The sequence below is a fragment of the Caballeronia sordidicola genome (assembly GCF_000729995.1).
Taxonomy (GTDB): Bacteria; Pseudomonadota; Gammaproteobacteria; order Burkholderiales; family Burkholderiaceae; genus Caballeronia; species Caballeronia sordidicola_A.
In genome coordinates this window covers 1-19404 of sequence record NZ_JNFG01000205.1, presented here as the reverse complement: position 1 = coordinate 19404, position 19404 = coordinate 1, and the positions used below count along the sequence as shown (strand labels likewise).

Genomic DNA, 19404 nt, shown 5'->3' with positions numbered 1-19404 from the left:
CGATATTCAAACCGACAGGAATGACAGCGACATGACATCCAACGAAACTGGCGCAACTGGCACACCGGGCCTGGCCGTGGAGCGCGGCGCGGGCGTTGCGGTATGGCGTCAGATCGAACAGATTCTTTCGGCGGAGATCACGGCCAAAAGCTTTGGCGAAGATGGCCGCCTGCCCAGCGAGGCTGAACTTGCCCGGCGTTTCGACGTCAACCGGCACACTGTCCGCCGGGCAATGCTACGGCTGGCCGCCACGGGGCTGGTGAGCGTCGAACAGGGCCGCGGCACGTTTGTGCAACCGGGTGCGATCGACTATCAGATTGGGCGTCGTACGCGCTTTACGGAGAACCTGCGGCGCAACAACCAGGCATCCGTGGGCGTGGTTCTTTCAAGCGCGAAAGTGAAGGCCGATCCCGTCACCGCGAAAGCACTTTCCATCCGTGCAGGGACGTTCGTGTACGAGATCGAGACGCGGCATGATTCCGACGATGTACCGTTGACCTATGCGCGCAGCTGGTTCCCCGCCATGCGCTTCACCGACCTGCCTGGCGTGCTTGCCGGCGTGCAAGGAGTCAGCGCGGCGTTGGTGGAATTCGGCGTGGTCGACTACACGCGTAAATGGAGCCGTATCGGCTGTATCCTGCCTAGCTCGGACGTCGCGCGGCGCTTGCAGATCAATCGTGCGCAACCGGTGATGTGGGTTGAAAGCGTGGACGTAGACGAAGCCGGCGTGCCTATCAAATACGGCATTACCCACTTCGCCGCCGACCGAGTGCAATTGCTGGTCGAGGACGGTATATGAGCGGCGATGCGAACGACAGCGTCTTGAACACCTGGACGCCTGCTTCGCGCATTGCGCTCTACTACGCACCCCCTGCGTCTTCGGCGTGGTGGCGCGCGGGGTGCGAATGGCTTGGCCGCGATGCCGAGACCGGACGCTCGATCGAGACGCCCGAGGAAACCGCCATTACCGCACTCGGGCAGACCGTTGCCGCGCTGACCGGCTCACCGCGCCGCTATGGTTGGCACGGAACACTCGTCGCGCCGTTTCATACTGGCGACGGTGTTACGCCCCAGCAGGTTTTGTCCGAGGCTCGCGAGTGGGCTAGCCACATCAATCGATTCAATGCCTCCCTCTCCGTCGTCGAGATGGGCCGCTTTGTCGCGTTGAAGGCTGCGCGTCCGGACGACGACGCATCCATCCGCCAGGTTGCTGCCAGCGCGTTGCATGCGCTCACCTCGCTGCGTGCGCGTCCTTCGGCAGAAGACACCGAACGACGTCTGGCGTCAAGCTTGAGCGCGCGGCAGCAAGCCTTGTTGCACGAATGGGGCTACCCGTATGTGCTCGATGAATTCCGCTTCCACATGACCCTCTCCAATGCACTTGATTCGCCTTCGGTGCGTGCGGCAATTGTCTCGCTGTGGCAAACCCGCGCTGAGACGCTCGGACCGCTGCCCTTCCACGGAGCGGCGCTTTTTGTTCAACCGCAGCCAGATGCGCCTTTCACTCTATGGCAGCGCCTGCCCTTCGCGAATGCCCGCTCGGAGGCCCTCGAATGAGCATGGAAACCGGTCGACTGATCTACGTGATGGGGCCGTCGGGCGCCGGCAAGGACTCCTTGCTTGGCTTCGTTCGTGAACGCATTGGCGCGCAGGTGATGTTCGCGCATCGCTACATCACGCGCCCCGTTTCCGATGGCGAGAACCATGTCGCATTGAGCCATGAGGAATTCCTCGCGCGTTTGGCCAACGGCGTTTTCTCGATGCATTGGGAAAGTCTCGGACTGCACTATGGCATCGGCGTCGAGATTGATACGTGGCTCACGCGCGGCTTGCCGGTCGTGGTCAACGGTTCGCGCCAACATGCACCGGCTGCGCTCGAACGTTATCCGTTCACGCAGTTCGTCCACATTCACGCAAACCCCACGGTCCTGGCTGCCCGGCTTGAGCGGCGCGGCCGGGAAGATTCCCGGCAGATGGAAGCGCGGCTTGCGCGTCGTCCCGCCTTGTCGCTTCCCGACGAGGCACGGCTCATCACCATCGACAATTCGGGTCTGCTTTCCGAAGCAGGCCAGCAACTGCTGGCCGCAATCAGTCAGCAGCAGCTTTGATGAACGATAGGCCGGCTGGAGCCGGCCCATGGTTCAGATCACGCGTTCACGAAGCCACGCGGATGCCAGGTCAATCAGTGTCACAATCACGATCACCATCAGCAGCACGGCTGAGGTCTGGGCATAGTTGAACGAGCGGATCGCTTCGTACAACACAACACCAATCCCGCCCGCGCCGACCATGCCGACCACCATCGCCGAGCGTACGTTCGACTCGAACCGGTATAACGCGTACGAGATCCACAACGGCAGGACCTGCGGCAGCACGCCGTAGAGGACCTCATCAAGGCTGCTTGCGCCCGTTGCACGCACGCCTTCTGCCGGCCGTGCATCGATCGCTTCAACCGCTTCCGCGAACAGCTTCGCCAGCACGCCGGTGGTATGCACCCAAAGCGCGAGCACGCCCGAGAACGGCCCGAGGCCCACCGCGACAATAAACAGCATCGCGAAGACCATCTCGTTGATCGCACGGCATGAATCCATCAGGCGACGCACGGGCTGCGCGATCCACATTGGCGCAATGTTGGAGGCCGACAGCAGCCCGCACGGCACGGCGCACACCAGCGCGAGCGCTGTGCCCCATACGGCAACCGCCAGCGTGACGATCATCTCGTGAACGTAGGTACGCCAGTCGGAGAAATCCGGCGGGAAGAAATCCCTGCCGAACTGCAGCATGTTGCCGGAATCACTGAAGAGATCGAGTGGGCGCATGTCCGCGCTGTGCCAGGACAGCCCAAGCACAGCCACTACCACCAGCCATCCAAACATGGACAACCAGCTTCGCTTGGGCTGCCGCAGTTCGAGCTTCAGCGGCAACGAACCGCCTCGCGCACTGTCGAGGGAAAAGGCGTCGGCGTTGTGCTTCACTTCGCGGCCACGCTATCCAGTTGGGCGAGCTTTTGATCAAGCGCCGCGATTTGCGTTTTCTTGTCCGAGTCGGACATATGCGCGTCGTTCTGGACCTGCTGCTTCTTTTGGAACAAGGCCATTTGACGGATCGGTACGAGCTGGGCATCGCTGGACTCCGTGAAGCCCGACAAGCCCGTGATCCCCGCCATGATCGCCTGCTCGCGCGGATCGCTCTGCGCGTAGTGATCGAAGAAGTTGCGCAGCTTGTCCTTCGTCGCCTGCGGCAGGTCACGACGCCATACCAGCGGGTCAGACGGAATCAGCGGCGACTTCCACAATATGCGGACCTGCTTGAGCAGGTCGGGGTGATTTTGCCTCAGCGTTTCGACCATGTCGGTGTTGTTGGTCGCCACGTCCACACGGTTGTTCACCACAGCCAGCATGTTCGCTTCATGGCTCGACGGAAGCACGCTCTTGAAGTCGCTGCGCACCGAGATGCCGTTCTTCGCAAACAGGTAATACGACGGCACCAGGGTGCCCGAGGTCGAGTTCGGATCGCCGAAACCGAGGTTGATATCGTGCGTGTTCTTCAGCACCTGATCGACTGTCTTCCATTTGCTGTTCACGTTCGTGATGAGCAGCGAGTAGTACCCTGCTTCGCCGCTCTTGTACTTCACCTTTGCGAACACTTCGCCATTGCCGCGGTCGACCGCTTCGATCGCGGATGCATTGCCGAAGTAGCCGATCTGCACCTTGTTAAAGCGCATGCCTTCGATAATGCCGGCATAGTCGGTCGCGAAGAACGGCTGGACGTCGAGACCGGTCTGCTTGTTGAGGTCATCGATCAGCGGCTGCCAGCGCTGCTTGAGCGCCGACGAGTTGTCGGTCGAGATAATGCCAAAGCTGAGCGTTTCGGCTCGCGCCACCTGCGTGACAAAACAGGCGGCAAGCGCTACGCCGGCCAGAAGAAGACGGGCTGATTTCATCGAATAAGTCCAGGTTTGAGAGAGGTCAAAGCAGGTGTTCAAAGCGGGATGTACAAGACGCAATGAGCGCACACGTTCAGGAGCTGGCGGCGGACGCAGACGCGAATGCAGCGGAGCGTGCCGACGCACCTTCGGGCCTCGCAGCGGCACGGTCCACGGCACGTTCGGCTTGCTTCTCCACGTCGCGCAGTGCGCTCTCCGTGTCGGTCAGCAGCTCTTCGGCTGCCGCACCATAGAGGTCACGCAACAGGGCCGGCGTGAGGCTGGCGGACGGCCCGTCGTAGACCACGCGACCGTCGCGCAAAGCCACGGTGCGCGCGCAGTATTTCATCGCTACGTCGATCTGATGCAAGGACACCACCACAGTCAGGCCGTGATCCTCATTCAGCGACTGAAGCAGTTCCATGACACGCCGCGACGACTCGGGGTCCAGCGATGCAATGGGTTCGTCGGCGAGGACAATGCGGGCTCGCTGCACAAGCGCGCGCGCCAGCGCGGCGCGCTGTTGCTGACCGCCGGACAGCGTGCTGGCGCGCTCGTTGATGTGGTCGCCAATGCCCATGGCGTTGAGCGACGCCATCGCAAGCTCATGCTCCACCCGCGGAAACCGCCCGATAAGACGCCGCCACAACGGCACCCGCGACAACGCGCCGAGCAGCACATTAGTGCGCACGGTGAGACGCCCTACGAGATTGAACTGTTGAAAGACAAACGCGACATCGCGGCGGATTCGACGAACCTCGCGCGCGACCTTGCCGTTTTGCTGGATGGGCCGGCCGAGCAGCGTGACATGCGAGGGCGCGGGGTCGGATGCCGTAAAGCCGGCAATGTGCCGCAACAGCGTGGACTTCCCTGAACCCGATGCACCAATCAGCGCGATCATTTCTCCTTCACCGACTTTCAGGTCGATGGAGTCGAGCGCCTTGCGGCCGTTATTGAACGTCTTGCAGAGACGTTCAATATGAATTGCATCCATGGTGTCCTCACAATCGCGTGTCAAAGCTTTGCAGCGTCGAGACGGATTCTAGGAACCCAACATGACGTCGCGGTGACGCTTGCAAGACGTCTAGATGAATACACGAATTTGAACCGTCGAAAAGGCAACAATGCTGCGGTGTATGTGAATGATCGTGCACCTGCCAAAGATCCTGAACACGTCCGCCAAGGCGGGTGAAAATTAAGGGTGCGAACCTCTCGATCTGGCGCCCATGCATATGAAGAAACGCAGATAGCGTTCAGTGCGCAATCGGTGGGTCCATCCACAATCATCCACTTATTGCGTCCCACTTAATAAAGATGACCAACCGTCGCAGATGCCATCACAAGCATCCCTACAATTGTGTCAGCCACCCCTTCCCTACGAAAGCAAATCGAAATTTTTCTCCCGCATTCCGTCCGTATAGCGCGACAAATTCAGTTGATGACTCGATTCAGTGCACGATATATTTACGGGCGACAGCGTCTACCACTGGAACCCACGCTGACACCCATCTAGGCTCGAACATCGACCGAAGGAGGACGTGATCCTCGAATGCAAAAGCTCGGTCCACTATCCCGCTAACCGGCTCGTCTCGTCTGAGCGAGACAGGCCACCGATAGATGCAGGGGAACAGCATGACCTGGACGCCGCTACCCGTTACCGAATGGATGCTGATTGGTCTTTGCTGCCTCTCATCCGTCTACATAACGGTCGCGGCGCTCATGCGTCACGGTTCACGGCCCTGGAGCATGACACGCCCGGGCAGCCATGGAACGAGGCCTGCCACCATCAGCGTGCTCAAGCCCTTGTGCGGCCTTGAGCCACGTCTTTACGCCAACCTCGAAACCTTCTGCCGGCAGACGCATCCGAGCTTTCAATTGCTCTTTGGCGTGTCGTCGGCCACCGACCCCGCGGTCGGGGTCGTGAACCGGCTGCGTGAGGCGTATCCCGACCTGGACATCACGCTGGTCGTCAACGACGCCGTGCACGGCGTCAACCTCAAGGTCAGCAACTTGATCAACCTTGCGCAGCACGCGCGCCACGAAGTCATCGTGATTGCGGACAGCGACATCGCGGTCCCGCCGGATTACCTGCACACCGTGTCTGACCCGCTTAGCTCCGGTCACATCGGCGTGGTCACCTGTCTTTATCGCGCGCGGCGAGTGGGTGAACTGTGGGCGCGGCTTGGCGCGCTTTTCATTGACGAATGGTTCGTGCCTTCGGTGCATGTCGCGCGAGCGGCCGGCGGGCGCCGTTTCGGTTTCGGCGCAACACTCGCGCTGCGTCGCGAGACGCTTGACGCAATCGGCGGTTTTCACGAACTGAAGGATTGTGTTGCGGATGATTTCTGGCTGGCCGAATACGTGCGTGGGCTTGGGCTTCGCACGCATGTGTCCGAGCTCACTGTCGTAACCGATGTGACCGAACGCGACCTGGTCTCGCTCTGGCTGCGCGAGACCCGCTGGCTGCGCACTATCCGCTCGATCAACCCGCTGGGTTTCGCGTTTCTCTTCATCACGTTCACGTCGCCGTGGCTGATGGCGAGCTGGTTGCTGGGCCTCGGTTTCGACTGGAGCGGCGGCGCGATCGCCGACTCTACCGCCGACATGATCGTCGACCTGAGCACTTCGTTCGGCCTCAGCGCGCGGCTGCTGCTGCACTGGAGAACCACGCGCGGCTGGCGCTCGTTCTGGCGCGACCTGCCGCTGATTCCGCTACGCGACCTGCTGTTGTCCGCCGAATGGATCGCGGCGGCGTTTGGCTCGCACGTGATCTGGCGGGGCGTGCGCATCCCTATTGTGCCGCAGGCCGTCACGCCGGAGGTCAATCTGACGGACGTGTCCGACGAGCGCTACGACGCCGCATCCGGACCCGCGCGCGTCGCGAATCACGAAGCAAATCCATGAAGCCATTCCACACGGCAAGTTCCGAGTCTCAGGAGCCACCCATGAAAACGCTGTTCTTGCAGGCCCCTTCGTTCGACGGCTTCGACGGCGGCGCGGGTTCGCGCTACCAGGCGAAGCGCGAGATCCGTTCGTTCTGGTACCCGACCTGGCTCGCCCAGCCCGCGGCGCTCGTCCCGGGCAGCCGGGTGCTCGATGCCCCCGCCGACGGCTTGTCGGTCGACGCGACGCTCCAGATTGCCGAGGCTTACGAACTCGTGATCATTCATACGAGCACCCCTTCGTTCCCAAGCGATGCGTTGTTCGCCGAGAAGCTGAAGGAGCGCAAGCCGTCGCTGCTGATCGGCATGGTGGGAGCGAAAGTCGCTGTAGATCCGCTCAATTCACTGCTCGCAAGCGATGCAATCGATTTCGTCTGCCGCGAAGAATTCGACTTCACCTGCCTGGAAGTATCCGAAGGCATACCCTTCGTGCGGATCAAGGGTCTGAGCTACCGGCTTGCCGACGGCTCGATCGAACACAACGAAGCGCGTCCCATTCTTGAGGACATGGATGCGTTGCCCTTTGTTGCACCGGTCTACAAGCGCGATCTGAAGATCGACAATTATTTTATCGGCTACCTGTCACACCCTTATGTGTCGATCTATACGGGCCGCGGTTGCCGCTCACGCTGCACCTTCTGCCTGTGGCCGCAGACGGTTGGAGGTCACCGCTATCGCACCCGTTCTGTGGAAAACGTGCTGGAAGAAGTGAAGTGGATTCGCGACAACATGCCTGAAGTCAAGGAGATCATGTTCGATGACGACACCTTCACCGACTTCAAGCCGCGTGTGGAAGAGATCGCACGGGGACTGGGCAAGCTTGGCGTCACGTGGTCCTGCAATGCAAAGGCCAACGTGCCGTATTCAACGCTCAAGATCATGAAGGAGAACGGCCTGCGGCTGCTGCTGGTAGGTTACGAATCGGGCGACGACCAGATCCTGCTGAACATCAAGAAAGGACTGCGCACGGACATGGCGCGGCGCTTCAGCGTTGATTGCCACAAGCTCGGCATCAAGGTTCACGGCACCTTTATCCTGGGCCTGCCCGGCGAAACGCGCGAGACAATCGAAAATACCATTCGGTATGCGAAGGAAATCAATCCGCATACCATCCAGGTGTCGCTCGCCGCCCCCTATCCGGGTACCACGCTCTACAAGCAAGCGGTCGACAACGGCTGGCTGGAAGAAAACAAGGTCATCAACCTGGTCAGTGCGGAAGGTGTGCAACTGGCGGCTATCGGCTATCCGCATTTGTCGCGTGAAGAGATCTATCACGGGTTGGAAAGGTTCTACAAACAGTTCTATTTCCGGCCATCGAAGATCTGGGAGATCGTGCGCGAAATGCTGATGAGCTGGGAAATGATGAAGCGGCGCCTGCGTGAAGGCGTCGAGTTCTTCCATTTCCTGCGCGCGCACGAAGCATGATCCGACCGCAAGCAGCGGCCCGTCCGGCACGGCGCGCATTGATTGTGAACGCGGACGATTTCGGGCTGCACACACGCGTGAACGACGCGGTCGAGCGTGCCCATCGCAACGGCGTGCTGACCTCTGCCAGCCTGATGGTCGCGGGCGACGCCGCTGCGGATGCCGTCGAGCGCGCGCGGCGTCTGCCGACTTTGCGGGTGGGTTTGCATATCGTCCTGGCAGACGGCCGGGCGAGCTCGCCACGTAGCGACATTCCACAGCTAGTCGATGACCAGGGCCGTTTTGGCAACGCGATGGTGCGCGACGGCGTGCGCTTTTTCTTTCTTCCCCGCGTACGGGCCCAACTCGCCCACGAAATTCGCGCGCAGTTCGAGGCTTTTGCCGCGACCGGTCTGCCGCTCGATCACGTCAATACGCACAAGCATTTCCATCTTCACCCGACGGTGCTGTCGCTCTTGATCGAGATAGGAAGCGAGTACGGTATGCGGGCGATGCGCCTGCCGTGCGAGGCGCCCGGCACGCTTCTGTTGCGTCCGTGGATTGCGCTGGTGCGAGCGCGGCTGGACCGTTATGGGATCGCGCATAACGATCACGTCGCGGGTCTCGCGCAGAGTGGACAGATGGATGAAGCGGCCTTTATCAAGGCGCTCGCCACCCTCCCCGACGGCGTGAGCGAAATCTACTGCCACCCCGCCATGCCGGGCGACAGTCCGCTCGCGCCGTCCATGTCGGACTATCGTCACGCCGATGAGCTCGCGGCACTGCTCTCCCCGCGTGTGGCTGCGGCGATGGATACCACGGGCCTCCTTCGCGGCGGTTTCAGCGACGTCTTCCCGGCCGCTGCGTCAGCCGTCGAACCGGCGTTGCGTTCTCTATGACCGCAGCACTGCGCTGGCTTGCCTGGGCGCGCTGGCCGGCGGCGTTCGGCTTGCTGACCATTTTCGCCGTCCACGAGGGTCTCGCCGACGTGCTGCGAGGGTTTCCGCAAGCCGGTGTCACCATGCTCTGGCTCGTCCCGTTCCACGCGCTGCCCTTGTTGCTCGATGCATGCGGATGGCGAGTTCTCCTTGGCCGGCTCGCGCCTCTGCACGTCTTGTGGTGGATAGCAATCGTGCGCGAGTCGGTCAGCCGTCTGCTGCCGGCGGCGGGCGTAGGTGGTGAGCTGGTTGGGATCCGGCTCGCGCACTGGTATGTCGCCGATATCAACCGCGTCAGCGCATCGGTCATCGTGGAAGTGCTGGTGACGGTAGTCGTCCAATATGCGTTCTCAGCGCTCGGCTTGTTGTTGATGGCGAGCACCTCTCACGCGTTCGCGGGCGTGCGGCTGATCGGTCTTGCGTTGTTGCTGTCATTGCCCGTTCCCGTTGTGTTTTTTATTCTGGTCAGGCGCGGCGGCTTGTTCCAGGCGCTCGAAAAACTGGCGGCGCGCTGGCTCGGATCGTCGCGCGGGTTTTTGTCGAAGCTGGATGGTGTCCGGCTCGACCGGGAAATAGACACGCTGATGCGGCGCCCGGGCTTACTAGCCTCCGCGTTCGCGTGGCAGTTAAGCGGATATATGCTCGGTGCGCTCGAGGTGTACTGGGCGCTCGCGTTCTTCGGTCATCCGGTGTCGATTGCCAGCGCGCTTGCCGTGGAAGCGCTCACCCAGGCGGTTCGGCATGCTGCGTTTTTCTTGCCGGCAGGGTTGGGTGTGCAGGAGGCCGCGATCATGGTGCTGGCGCAGATGGCCGGCGCGGACCGGCAAGCAGCTATTGCGCTCGCGCTGGTCAAGCGGATGCGTGAAGTGCTGTTTGGCTGCATCGCGCTTGCTGGTTGGCAACTCGCTGAAATGCGCCGCAACTCTCGCTCCCGGCTGACGCGCGGCTGAATTTATCGAAGCTGCCGCGAGCCTCTACACGTGAACAGCCGCGGCAACCCCTTGCCGCAAAAAACTGCATTGCGCTCGAATCGCCCGCTCTCCCTCCCGCACAATCCGGCGCCGCCCAAAAGCACTCCCGGCCTTATTTACTAAACGATACGGTCAAGCAAACATTCACTTGAGCCGAATCGCGCCTAGTAAGACAATCCATTTCATCCGACGATACACGGATCATGTGATTTCAGAACCTGCGGTAATTCAAACAACTCGGCCCGGCACAGCCGACAGTCATCATGAATTAATGAGGCTGCTAAAACTTACCCGAAAACATGCTCACCTCCTTGCTCCCGCCAACGATCACGCCCGAGCTTCGACTCGCTTTCCACCGCCGTTCGATGGATCAGCAACGGCCGCTGTCAACGGTCACCATGGCTTTTACCGTGGTGGCGTTCCTGATCTTCGTCATCGCCCGTTCCCATGTAATGGGAACCGATCTACCGCTCTGGCCGCGCCTGACCTGTGCTCTTGCCATGCTGCTGCTGGTCTCGGCCATCCCCAAGGCGCCGTCTACTTTCTTGTTCGGCCTGATCGGCGTGCTGTATGTGGTCGTTCTGCAGATCGGCATTGTGATCAACGTCGAGGGCGTGGAAAAACCGCTCTTCTGGATGCTGCCGGCCGGCATGGTCATCCCTATCTGTGCGGCGCCACTGTGGCTGACGCCGCGGCATTTCATCCTGGGGACGATTGCGTTCTACCTGGCCGGGCTGCCCTTCGTGATGGCCGTGCCCTTCACGCACGACGACTATGTCTTGTGCGCAATGTGGGTAGCTATTGGCATCCCGACAGCAACTACATTTCATTTCTGCTTCTATTGGTTCCGGCTCAACCACTTCCTGCTCGAAGAGAAACTACGGGCGCTCGCCGCAACCGATCCCTTGACCCAGCTCCTGAACCGGCGCGCTTTTCTCGAGCAAGCGGAGCAGATGTTGAGCGAGACGAAAGGTCCCGGTGAAGTCGTCAGTGCAATCTTCCTGGACATCGATCGCTTCAAGTCCCTGAACGACCAGTACGGCCACGCGCGCGGCGATGAAGCGCTGATGGACGTCACCAAGGTCCTGAACGACGCCGTGCCCGCGCACGCGGTGGTCGGACGGCTGGGAGGCGAGGAGTTCGCGGTCCTTATCAATTTGCCTGGTCCTGACCGCGCAATCAGCCTTGCCGACACGCTGCGCATCCTCGTTGCATCGATACTCCGGCCCGACGGCTTTCTCACCGCCAGCTTCGGCGTGGCGCATCGCAGGCCTGACGAGACCGCCATCGAATTGCTCGACCGTGCCGATGAAGCGCTATTGCGCGCGAAACACGCGGGCCATAACCGGGTGTTCGTCGAGCAGGCGCGACGGGTCGAGCGTGTGCGCGCCACCGCTCTTGATGAAGACAACGACACGCGGGTCGACGAAGAGCCGGTCGTTGTCACCCGCTGGGGTGCGTTCGACCTGTTCACCCACTACCAGCCGGTCTACAGCTTGTCGCATCAAAAGCAGGTTGGTTTCGAAGCCCTGCTCCGCGGCTTCGACCAGCATGGCACGCCGGTGCGGCCTGACAGGCTGTTCGCCCCGCAGTCGAACCCCGGCATCAGCGACCTGGATTCACTGACCCACCATCTCCATCTCGCGAACGCCCGCAAGCGCCTGCCGCTCGACTCCTGGCTGTTCCTGAACGTCGCCCCGTCCACCTTCATCCAGCCGGGTTACGAGCAGACGCTGGCGGCCATCGTCTTCGAAGCGGGACTCGATCCTCGCGGCGTCGTGCTGGAGATTCTCGAGTCCGAGGGGGTGGACGTCGAGGAGCTTGCGCTGGCCGCGTGGCGGTATCGCGGCTGCGGTTTCCTGATCGCTGTCGATGACTTCGGCACCGGCCATTCCAACCTCGACCGCCTGCTGCGCATCCAGCCCGACTTCGTCAAGCTCGATGGCGCGTTGATCCGCGCGAAGAGCCGTGCCTCGGATCAGCCTCTCCTTCCGACCATTGTGTCGCTGCTGCATCGGGCGGACATGATGGTGGTGGTGGAAGGGATCGAGACGACCGAGGAGCTCATCCTGGCGGTGGAATCGAACGTCGATTTCGCGCAAGGGTTCTTGCTGGGCAGACCGAGCGCCACGCTGCCCCCGGCGGTGGCTGTGACGCGACGCATCGATCATGCATTCGATGTGATTGCCGAAGGCCGCGCCGTGCGCACCGCGCGCTTCGAAGCGCAGTTGGCGCCGTATCTCGCCATGCTCGACACGGCGGCGGCGGCGTTGACGAACGGTGTCAGTGTAGAAGAGGCCATCGCGCCCATGGCGACGCTGGAACTATGCAAACGCTGCTTTGTTCTCGACGAAACCGGGCGCGTTTTGGGGCAGGAAATTACGGGCCGCGCGCGCTCGGGTGCGGGCTTCCGGCTCGGGCCGTTATTTGCTGCGCAATCGGGGCGATGGGACCATCGGCCGTATTACTGGAAGGCGGTGGCGAACATGGGAACGGCGGTGTTCTGCCAACCGTATTTATCGCTGACCAGCGGACGCGCGTCGGTCGGCGTGACCATGGCGTTCACGAGCGACGAACGGGTGATGGTTGTCGGCAGTGAACTGGACTGGACGTCGCCGCATCTGGCATGGCCCACGGTGGAGTGATAGCGATGAGCGACACATGGCTGTTCCAGATCAGAATCACCGTCTCACCCGAGGCGGCCGCGACCTTGCGCGGAGATCCACAGTGCATGCCCCCTGCGCTACGTGATTTGCTGCGTCGGCATGACGCCTCGTTGACATGCCAGTTCGACGCGTTTTCGGACTACGTCAATGAAGCGGAAAGACTCGGCCCGGAAAAGTATTCGCTTTATCAATGGACAAAAGAAACGATCGGGAATCCTGATAAAAAAGCGAAGTATCTACGGTCTTTCACTGTCTATGTAAATAGTAACGAGGTCTACCCCGGAGAAATCGCCGATCTGCTGCAAGCAGAACTATCAGCTCTGGCAGGTGCCCCCGGAATAGAGCGGGTAGTCAAGATTGACACCAACCCGGCAAACAACCCGCAACCGCCCAAGCGCGAGCAATAGCGCAGAGATGAACACCCCTCCTCAACAGCATCCGGTACGAGACCTCCTCACTTCCTATTTCTGGAGTGGCGACGCCATCCGCAGCCGGTGCGTGAGCGACATCGTGCTGACAGGCACAGTCGACGTGCCCATGCCCTCCGCACGTCTGCTTGCAGATTGGGAACGCGAGACAACATCGCGCATGGTCCTTGAGCCCGGAGACGTCGAGGTCATGCCTTTGGCGCGAGCGAGAATGCGCTGGCCGGACTACAAGCGCTGCGTGCAAGCTATGTCCGATTGGACCCGCACGCTTGGACTGCCTGACGTGCTGGCCTCCAGTGACGTAGCGCTCATGGCCTGCCGTGGCGCGAAGTACCATCATGACGGCTCGCAATATGGGGGCGCCGCGTTTTGCAATCTCTTCATGAGCGAGGACAAGGGTCTGGATTTGCATTTCCCCTCCATGGATTATCGAATCCCGCTGACCCGGGGTACGGCCGTGATATTCGATACCGGCCAGCCTCATGGCGTCATACAACGCGGCAGCCGCGGTTTTAATGTGGCTGACTTCGCACCCGACCAGGATTGCACCCAAATCTTTCTGACCTGGGAGCTTCCCATCGAGGATGCCCATGTTGGCGACGCGCTTGGGGTTACCTTCGACGTCGACCCTTCGACCTCGCTGCAACTCGATGAAGAGCAAGTCCTGCAGAACGGCGCACGGGTCATTGTGTGCCCGGATTCTGGCCGGTGGTGTCCGGTCGACTAATCGTCGGGGCCACACCCTGGTGTTGGAGTCACCAGGCAGCAACCCAGGCGGCTGCATCGCATTTCGACTCGCATCAATTCATGTCGAAATATGTCACGGTGCGCTTCGTCCGCTCGCAAACCCCCGTCTGGCGGGCTTCCGCCGCGGTGACACCGCGTGACATATCTTCGCTAATGATTAAATTCGCGCGCACTCCTATAGTCCGCTCATCGCCACGCCGCAGTGCGCTGGAAGTGGCCCAGGACTACCAAGGAGATAGTGTGAATACCCGCTCGTTCGCCCCCTCGATCACCACCGCTTTCGCCACGACCACGGCATCCGCACTTGGCGCCCTGCGCAAGTGCGTGCTCGCAGCAACCATCGCCATGCTTGCCCTCAGCAGCGCCTCCGCTTTCGCCTGGTCGCAACACGGCACCGCATACACGTCACGCGGCACCTATAACGGCGCTCGATACGGCTCGTGCGGCGGCGGCAGCTGTTCGCATGCAGGCGGCGTCGCTGGCCCTTACGGCGGCTTCGCGACCAACACGGGTACGGTAACCCGCAACGCACCGGGCGAGTTTTCGAATTCGGGCACCGCAACCGGACGCTATGGCAATTCGGTGCAGCATGCCGGCGATACCAACTGCGCAGGCGGCACCTGCTCACACACCGGCACCCTCACCGGACCGGACGGCAAGACGGCCTCCACCTCCGGCGACGTGACCAGAACCGCACCGGGCCAGTATTCATCATCGGGATCGATCACTGGCTCGAACGGCAACACGGTCGATCATTCGGCATCGACGAATTGTGCAGGGGCTTCGTGCTCCCGTTCGGGCACGGTGACCGGTTCGGACGGCGGGTCCGTCTATCACTCTGGTACGGCGACAAGAGTCGCTCCGGGCGTTGTCACGACCTCGACCAGCGCGACAGGCACCTATGGCCACACCGTGACGACAAGTGGTCTGGTCACGACCAGCGGCGTTGTCACGACGGGCGGCACAACGGTCGTCGTTGCACCGAAGCCGGTGGTTGTCGCTGCACCTGTGGTCTATGTTCCGCCGCCTCCGGTAGTGTATGTGCCGCCTCCCCCGGTTGCGTATGTGCCGCCGCCTCCGGTTGTCTATGCACCGCCCCCGCCGCCGGCCGTTTATGTTGCTCCGCGCGTCGTCTACATGACGCCTGTGCCGCGCCCCGTAGTGTGGGTACCAGGTCACTGGGTCGGGAACGTCTGGGTAGCGGCGCACTGGTCATGAACGATGACTTGCAGAGCATGACCAGCAGCATGGTCACGCGAATCAGCCGGAAAATGACGGAAGGGCAAGACGGCGTGACGCTCGTATATCCAGGTCTTAAATCGCAGTGCAAACTATTATGCAAAACGGGCGTATCGGCAATGCTGATCGTTGCGACGATAGTGGCACTGGCTGTCGGCAGCCGCATGATAAACGTCGGAACTTCGGCGATGCATCGACAGATCGGAGCATCGCAGCAGTGTGCAAAGAAGGTTGGGGAGTTGTTCGATATCGCCCGTCTGGCACGACGCGATGGGAAATCGTCCGACGTCATGGTCCGGGAGCTCACCGTGATGTCCGGGCGCCTCGATGCGTGTCTGTTGACGGCTCCTGATCACACCGCGTTTCTTCCCCTATAACCGCTGCACCAGGTGGCAATGCGCGCAATGCAGCCGGCTCTATCTTCGATACACGGGATCCGCGCGGGTGCATTCGGCTCTGATCCACGACATCCCTTGGTGACCGCCTGACGGGACAATGCAACGCACCGGCAGACGCCCCACTACTTTGCTGAAGACGCCGGCTGAGCAGGCAGAATCAAATGCGCAGGCGCAACATGTGCCTTGTGGCGGGCCGCAAAGTAATACAGCAGCGCCGGCACCACGAGCCCGACGATCCACGAAATGTCAGCACCGTCGAGCTTGTCCACCAGTGGGCCGGTATAGAACGCGCTCGAAATGAAGGGGAATTGCACGAGCACCCCGATTGCATACACCGCGATACCGGTCATGCTCCAGCGACCATAGCGGCCATCCGGATCGTAAAGTGCGGGAACGTCGTAACGATCCTTGGTAATGAAGTAATAGTCGACTAGGTTGATCGCGCTCCACGGCGTAAAGAACGCGAGCAGGAACAGGATGAACGACGAGAACTCTTTCAGGAACGCGTGACGGCCGGCGAGCGCGAGGCCCATCGCAAGTCCGACCATCGCGACAATGTAGATCGCGCGATTGCGCGTTGACAGACGCTGCTCACCGCGAAAACCGCTGACCACCGTCGCGATCGACATCACGCTGCCGTATGCGTTCAGCGTCGTGATCGTGATCTTGCCGAACGCAATGGCGAAGTAAAGCAGCGCGGCAATCGCCCCGCTCCCGCCCAGGCTGACGACGAACGACACCTCGTGATGCGAGAACTGCTTGCCGGCAAGCGCGGCGGCGAACACGCCGAAGACCATCGCCACCTGTGCGCCGATCACCGAGCCCAGTCCGATGGCCCAGAACGTCTTGCGCGGCGACGTGGAAGAAGGCAAATAGCGGGAATAGTCGGCAACGTAGGGCCCAAATGCAATCTGCCACGATGCGGATAGCGACATCGACAGCAGGAAGCTGCTCAACGTGAAGTGACGGTTCGCGAGCAGGGAGCCAATATCATGCCCCGTCAGCAACCGCGCAAACATGTACACGAACGCCAGCACGCCGATCACGCTGGCGACGCGGCCGATCGCGTGAATCACGCGGTATCCGAACACGGTAAAGCCGACGATCACCGCCGTGAACACGACAATGCCGACCGCGTCGTCCACGTGCAGGAGCTGCGCGACCGCCTGCCCCGCGAGCACCGAACCGCTCGCCGAGAAGCCGACGTACATCAGGCACACCAGCGCGATGGGGATCACCGCACCGTACACACCGAACTGCACGCGACTCGATATCATTTGCGGCAGTCCGAGTTGCGGCCCCTGGGCTCCGTGCAACGCCATCACACCACCACCCAACAGCTGGCCGACCATCAGGCCGATCAGTGACCAAAACACATCGCCGCCGAGCACGACCGCAAGCGCGCCAGTGACAATAGCGGTGATCTGCAGGTTGGCGGCCAGCCATAGCGTGAACTGGCTCGCAAGGCCGCCATGACGTTCAGCTTCGGGGATGTAGTCGATGGTGCGGCGTTCGGCGATGACGCCGCTCTGTGCGCCGGTCTGTGAAGCGGACATGGATACCCTCGAGTAAGTGGCGTCGCGTGAAGCGTGTGTCGCCAGCTTCTTTCAATACGTCATCGCGCAAATACGCCTGCGCGACAGCCCGAAACGCAATCGCCGCCAAGCGGAAATTCGCGATTCAGTGCGACTGTATGGGAACCGATATGTATATACAAGTCCGCTATTATCGATGTTTACCCCTAACCGATATTGATCAAAACTCAGGTGATATCGGCTTGAATGCCTTTAAATCAACGCGTTAATCTTAATTTTGTTGCGAGGCATGTGTTTCGTATCGGCGGCCATTTTTTATATATGTATAGACAAGATGCAAGATTACATTTTGGCTAGCTGGCGCTCCCTCATCGCTTAGCGCGAACGCTGAAAACCGGATTTTCACGCAATGGCTTTCAGCCGGAACAGCGCAACTGCATCGTTCAACTGCTTGCTCTGTTCTTCCAGCGACACCGCGGCAGCCGACGCCTCTTCCACCAGCGCCGAGTTCTGCTGCGTCATCTCTTCCATTTGCGCCACCGTCACGTTGACCTGCTCGATCCCCGTGGTCTGCTCGCCTGAAGCCAGGCTGATCTCCGCCATGATCGCGCTCACACGCCTGACCGCTTCCACGACTTCCACCATGGTTGCGCCCGCATGAGCCACGAGCTGGCTGCCGTCCTTCACGCTCAATGTCGACGTACCGATCAATTCCTTGATCTCCTTCGCCGCCGATGCCGAGCGTTGCGCCAAGCTTCGCACTTCGCTTGCAACGACCGCGAAACCCCGCCCCTGCTCGCCTGCCCTGGCGGCTTCCACGGCCGCATTCAGCGCGAGGATGTTGGTCTGGAACGCAATCCCTTCAATCACGCTGACAATGCCCACGATCTTGTCGGAGCTGCCCGAGATCGCGTCCATGGTCGCGACCACGCGGTTCACCACATCCCCGCCGCGCAGCGCGATGTCGGATGCGCCGGCCGCGAGTTCGCTGGCGTTGCGCGCATTGTCGGCGTTATGCCTAACGGTGGCGGTCAACTGCTCCATGCTGGATGCAGCTTCCTGAAGCGACGCCGCCTGCTGCTCCGTGCGCGCCGACAGATCGAGATTGCCGCCCGAGATCGCCTGGGCGTCACGCACGATTGTCTCCGCGCTCAAACGCACTTTGCGCACCGTCTGCGCGAGCCCCTCCTGCATGCCCTTCAACGCATTGAGCATGTAGCCCATCTCGTTGTTGCGCTGGACCGTCACGGTGCTGGTCAGGTCACCGGCCGAGATCCGGCCGAAATAATCGACGGCCATGTCGATCGGCCGCACGATCGCCCGGGTCAGGATCCTCTGCGCGAAGAAGCCGATGACGAGGGCGAATACCGCAGCGGCGCCGAGCGTCCATAGCATGGCTTCGAAACGGGCATCGGTGGTATCGAAGCGGGCTTTCTGGCGTTCGACCTGAAAGTTTTCCAGCGCGCTCAGCGCGCTTTGATAATCGGAGAACAGCGCGGGCGGCGCTTCCCGTTGGGTGGTCAGGAAATCCACCAGATTGTCCTGATCGAGCTCAGTCAGCGCCTTCTGGAACACCTGGGCCAGCAGTTGCTCGCGCCGAGCCTGCATTGCGTCGATAAGCGCCTTCTCCGCCAGCGCCGGCTCGTGAAGCTTCCGAAAAGCTTCCAGTTCCTTGTTGCTCTCGTCGAGAAGCGCATGCTGCCGGGCGATTTCGCGCTGGGCGGGCTTGCCGGCGCTGATCAGCTGCTCGACTTCGCCAAACCCGGCACGCAGCAACAGCAAGCGCTCCGAGCTGGTTTTAAGGTGCAGCACGGAAGCGGTATCGTCGCGATACATCTCTCTGAGCGCCGAATTGCTGCCGTACAAACCCAGGACACCCACCGCGATGACCGCAATGAGCAAGACGGTATATACGGCGATCGTCGCGACCAGGCCGCCGCGAATAGTCATGTGTTTGCGCATAAGGGCTAGTCCCCACTGCGTCGCTGTAGTACGCGGCGCAACAGGTCTGTATCCTCCGGATATCTGGGGCGAACCGTGAAGGGAACCACTGGAATCAAGCGTCGATTGATCAGATAACGGCAGCGCGCGATGCGAAGATTTATCGGAAGGCGACGCGGATGTGGCGTTTAGCGACATTCGGGTGGGGTTTTCGTTCGCACTCGGGGTTTGGGTTTGGGTTGCCGGTATGGATGGGGATCAGGGCGGGGG

17 protein-coding genes are annotated in these 19404 nt (G+C 61.2%); 12 read left to right on the top strand and 5 right to left on the bottom strand.

Features of this window, described 5'->3' with window-relative positions:
- The first annotated feature begins 31 nt into the window (after positions 1–31).
- Genes phnF through phnN form a run of 3 tightly spaced genes read left to right on the top strand, consistent with a single transcriptional unit; the run spans position 32 to position 2108 of the window.
- Positions 32–799 carry a phosphonate metabolism transcriptional regulator PhnF gene (gene phnF / locus FH08_RS0143005; protein WP_031364289.1) on the top strand — a complete coding sequence of 256 codons (768 nt, stop codon included), beginning with the start codon at positions 32–34 and terminating at the stop codon, positions 797–799.
- A complete protein-coding gene (locus FH08_RS0143000; protein ID WP_035568727.1) occupies positions 796–1557 on the top strand; it encodes a DUF1045 domain-containing protein in 762 nt (253 codons plus the stop codon). The genes phnF and FH08_RS0143000 overlap by 4 nt, the downstream gene beginning before the upstream one ends.
- Entirely contained in the window at positions 1554–2108 is a 555-nt protein-coding gene (gene phnN, locus FH08_RS0142995) for a phosphonate metabolism protein/1,5-bisphosphokinase (PRPP-forming) PhnN (protein ID WP_235210684.1), read from the top strand. The genes FH08_RS0143000 and phnN overlap by 4 nt, the downstream gene beginning before the upstream one ends.
- A gap of 33 nt (positions 2109–2141) precedes the next feature.
- Here the strand turns inward: phnN and phnE are convergent, their stop codons facing one another.
- The 3 genes from phnE to phnC all read right to left on the bottom strand — a co-directional run bounded on the left by phnE (position 2142) and on the right by phnC (position 4919).
- Positions 2142–2876 (bottom strand): phosphonate ABC transporter, permease protein PhnE, encoded by a 735-nt coding sequence (gene phnE, locus FH08_RS0142990; protein ID WP_081889781.1) that lies wholly within the window; start codon positions 2874–2876, stop codon positions 2142–2144.
- A gap of 95 nt (positions 2877–2971) precedes the next feature.
- Positions 2972–3943 carry a phosphonate ABC transporter substrate-binding protein gene (gene phnD / locus FH08_RS0142985; protein ID WP_031364285.1) on the bottom strand — a complete coding sequence of 324 codons (972 nt, stop codon included), beginning with the start codon at positions 3941–3943 and terminating at the stop codon, positions 2972–2974.
- A gap of 76 nt (positions 3944–4019) precedes the next feature.
- On the bottom strand, positions 4020–4919 hold the full coding sequence (gene phnC / locus FH08_RS0142980; protein WP_031364284.1) for a phosphonate ABC transporter ATP-binding protein: 900 nt from the start codon (positions 4917–4919) through the stop codon (positions 4020–4022).
- Between the two features lie 638 nt (positions 4920–5557).
- On the opposite strand from phnC, the gene hpnI reads away from it, so the two are divergent.
- The 9 genes from hpnI (at position 5558) to FH08_RS49850 (ending at position 15637) form a co-directional block, all read left to right on the top strand.
- On the top strand, positions 5558–6829 hold the full coding sequence (gene hpnI, locus FH08_RS0142975; protein ID WP_051888971.1) for a bacteriohopanetetrol glucosamine biosynthesis glycosyltransferase HpnI: 1272 nt from the start codon (positions 5558–5560) through the stop codon (positions 6827–6829).
- Between the two features lie 41 nt (positions 6830–6870).
- Entirely contained in the window at positions 6871–8292 is a 1422-nt protein-coding gene (hpnJ, locus tag FH08_RS0142970) for a hopanoid biosynthesis associated radical SAM protein HpnJ (protein ID WP_031364282.1), read from the top strand.
- Positions 8289–9170: a hopanoid biosynthesis-associated protein HpnK gene (hpnK, locus tag FH08_RS0142965; RefSeq protein WP_051888967.1), complete on the top strand. Its 882-nt coding sequence runs from the start codon at positions 8289–8291 to the stop codon at positions 9168–9170. Before hpnJ ends, hpnK begins: the two co-directional genes overlap by 4 nt.
- The gene (locus FH08_RS0142960) at positions 9167–10159 is read left to right on the top strand and encodes a lysylphosphatidylglycerol synthase domain-containing protein (protein ID WP_051888966.1); all 993 of its coding nucleotides are present in this window, start codon (positions 9167–9169) and stop codon (positions 10157–10159) included. The genes hpnK and FH08_RS0142960 overlap by 4 nt, the downstream gene beginning before the upstream one ends.
- Before the next feature lie 320 nt (positions 10160–10479).
- The gene (locus FH08_RS0142955; protein ID WP_031364279.1) at positions 10480–12825 is read left to right on the top strand and encodes a bifunctional diguanylate cyclase/phosphodiesterase; all 2346 of its coding nucleotides are present in this window, start codon (positions 10480–10482) and stop codon (positions 12823–12825) included.
- 5 nt (positions 12826–12830) lie between these two features.
- A complete protein-coding gene (locus FH08_RS0142950) occupies positions 12831–13253 on the top strand; it encodes a hypothetical protein (RefSeq protein ID WP_031364278.1) in 423 nt (140 codons plus the stop codon).
- A gap of 7 nt (positions 13254–13260) precedes the next feature.
- On the top strand, positions 13261–14001 hold the full coding sequence (locus FH08_RS0142945; RefSeq protein ID WP_031364277.1) for a hypothetical protein: 741 nt from the start codon (positions 13261–13263) through the stop codon (positions 13999–14001).
- A 260-nt stretch (positions 14002–14261) separates the two neighbouring features.
- On the top strand, positions 14262–15239 hold the full coding sequence (locus FH08_RS0142940) for a hypothetical protein (protein WP_031364276.1): 978 nt from the start codon (positions 14262–14264) through the stop codon (positions 15237–15239).
- Positions 15236–15637, top strand: coding sequence for a hypothetical protein (locus FH08_RS49850; RefSeq protein ID WP_051888965.1), 402 nt, complete (start codon positions 15236–15238; stop codon positions 15635–15637). The genes FH08_RS0142940 and FH08_RS49850 overlap by 4 nt, the downstream gene beginning before the upstream one ends.
- 143 nt (positions 15638–15780) lie before the next feature.
- On the opposite strand, the gene FH08_RS0142930 is transcribed toward FH08_RS49850, so the two are convergent.
- Positions 15781–17214, bottom strand: coding sequence for a purine-cytosine permease family protein (locus tag FH08_RS0142930; protein ID WP_031364274.1), 1434 nt, complete (start codon positions 17212–17214; stop codon positions 15781–15783).
- 381 nt (positions 17215–17595) lie between these two features.
- A complete protein-coding gene (locus FH08_RS0142925; protein ID WP_031364273.1) occupies positions 17596–19155 on the bottom strand; it encodes a methyl-accepting chemotaxis protein in 1560 nt (519 codons plus the stop codon).
- Between the last annotated feature and the right edge of the window lie 249 nt (positions 19156–19404).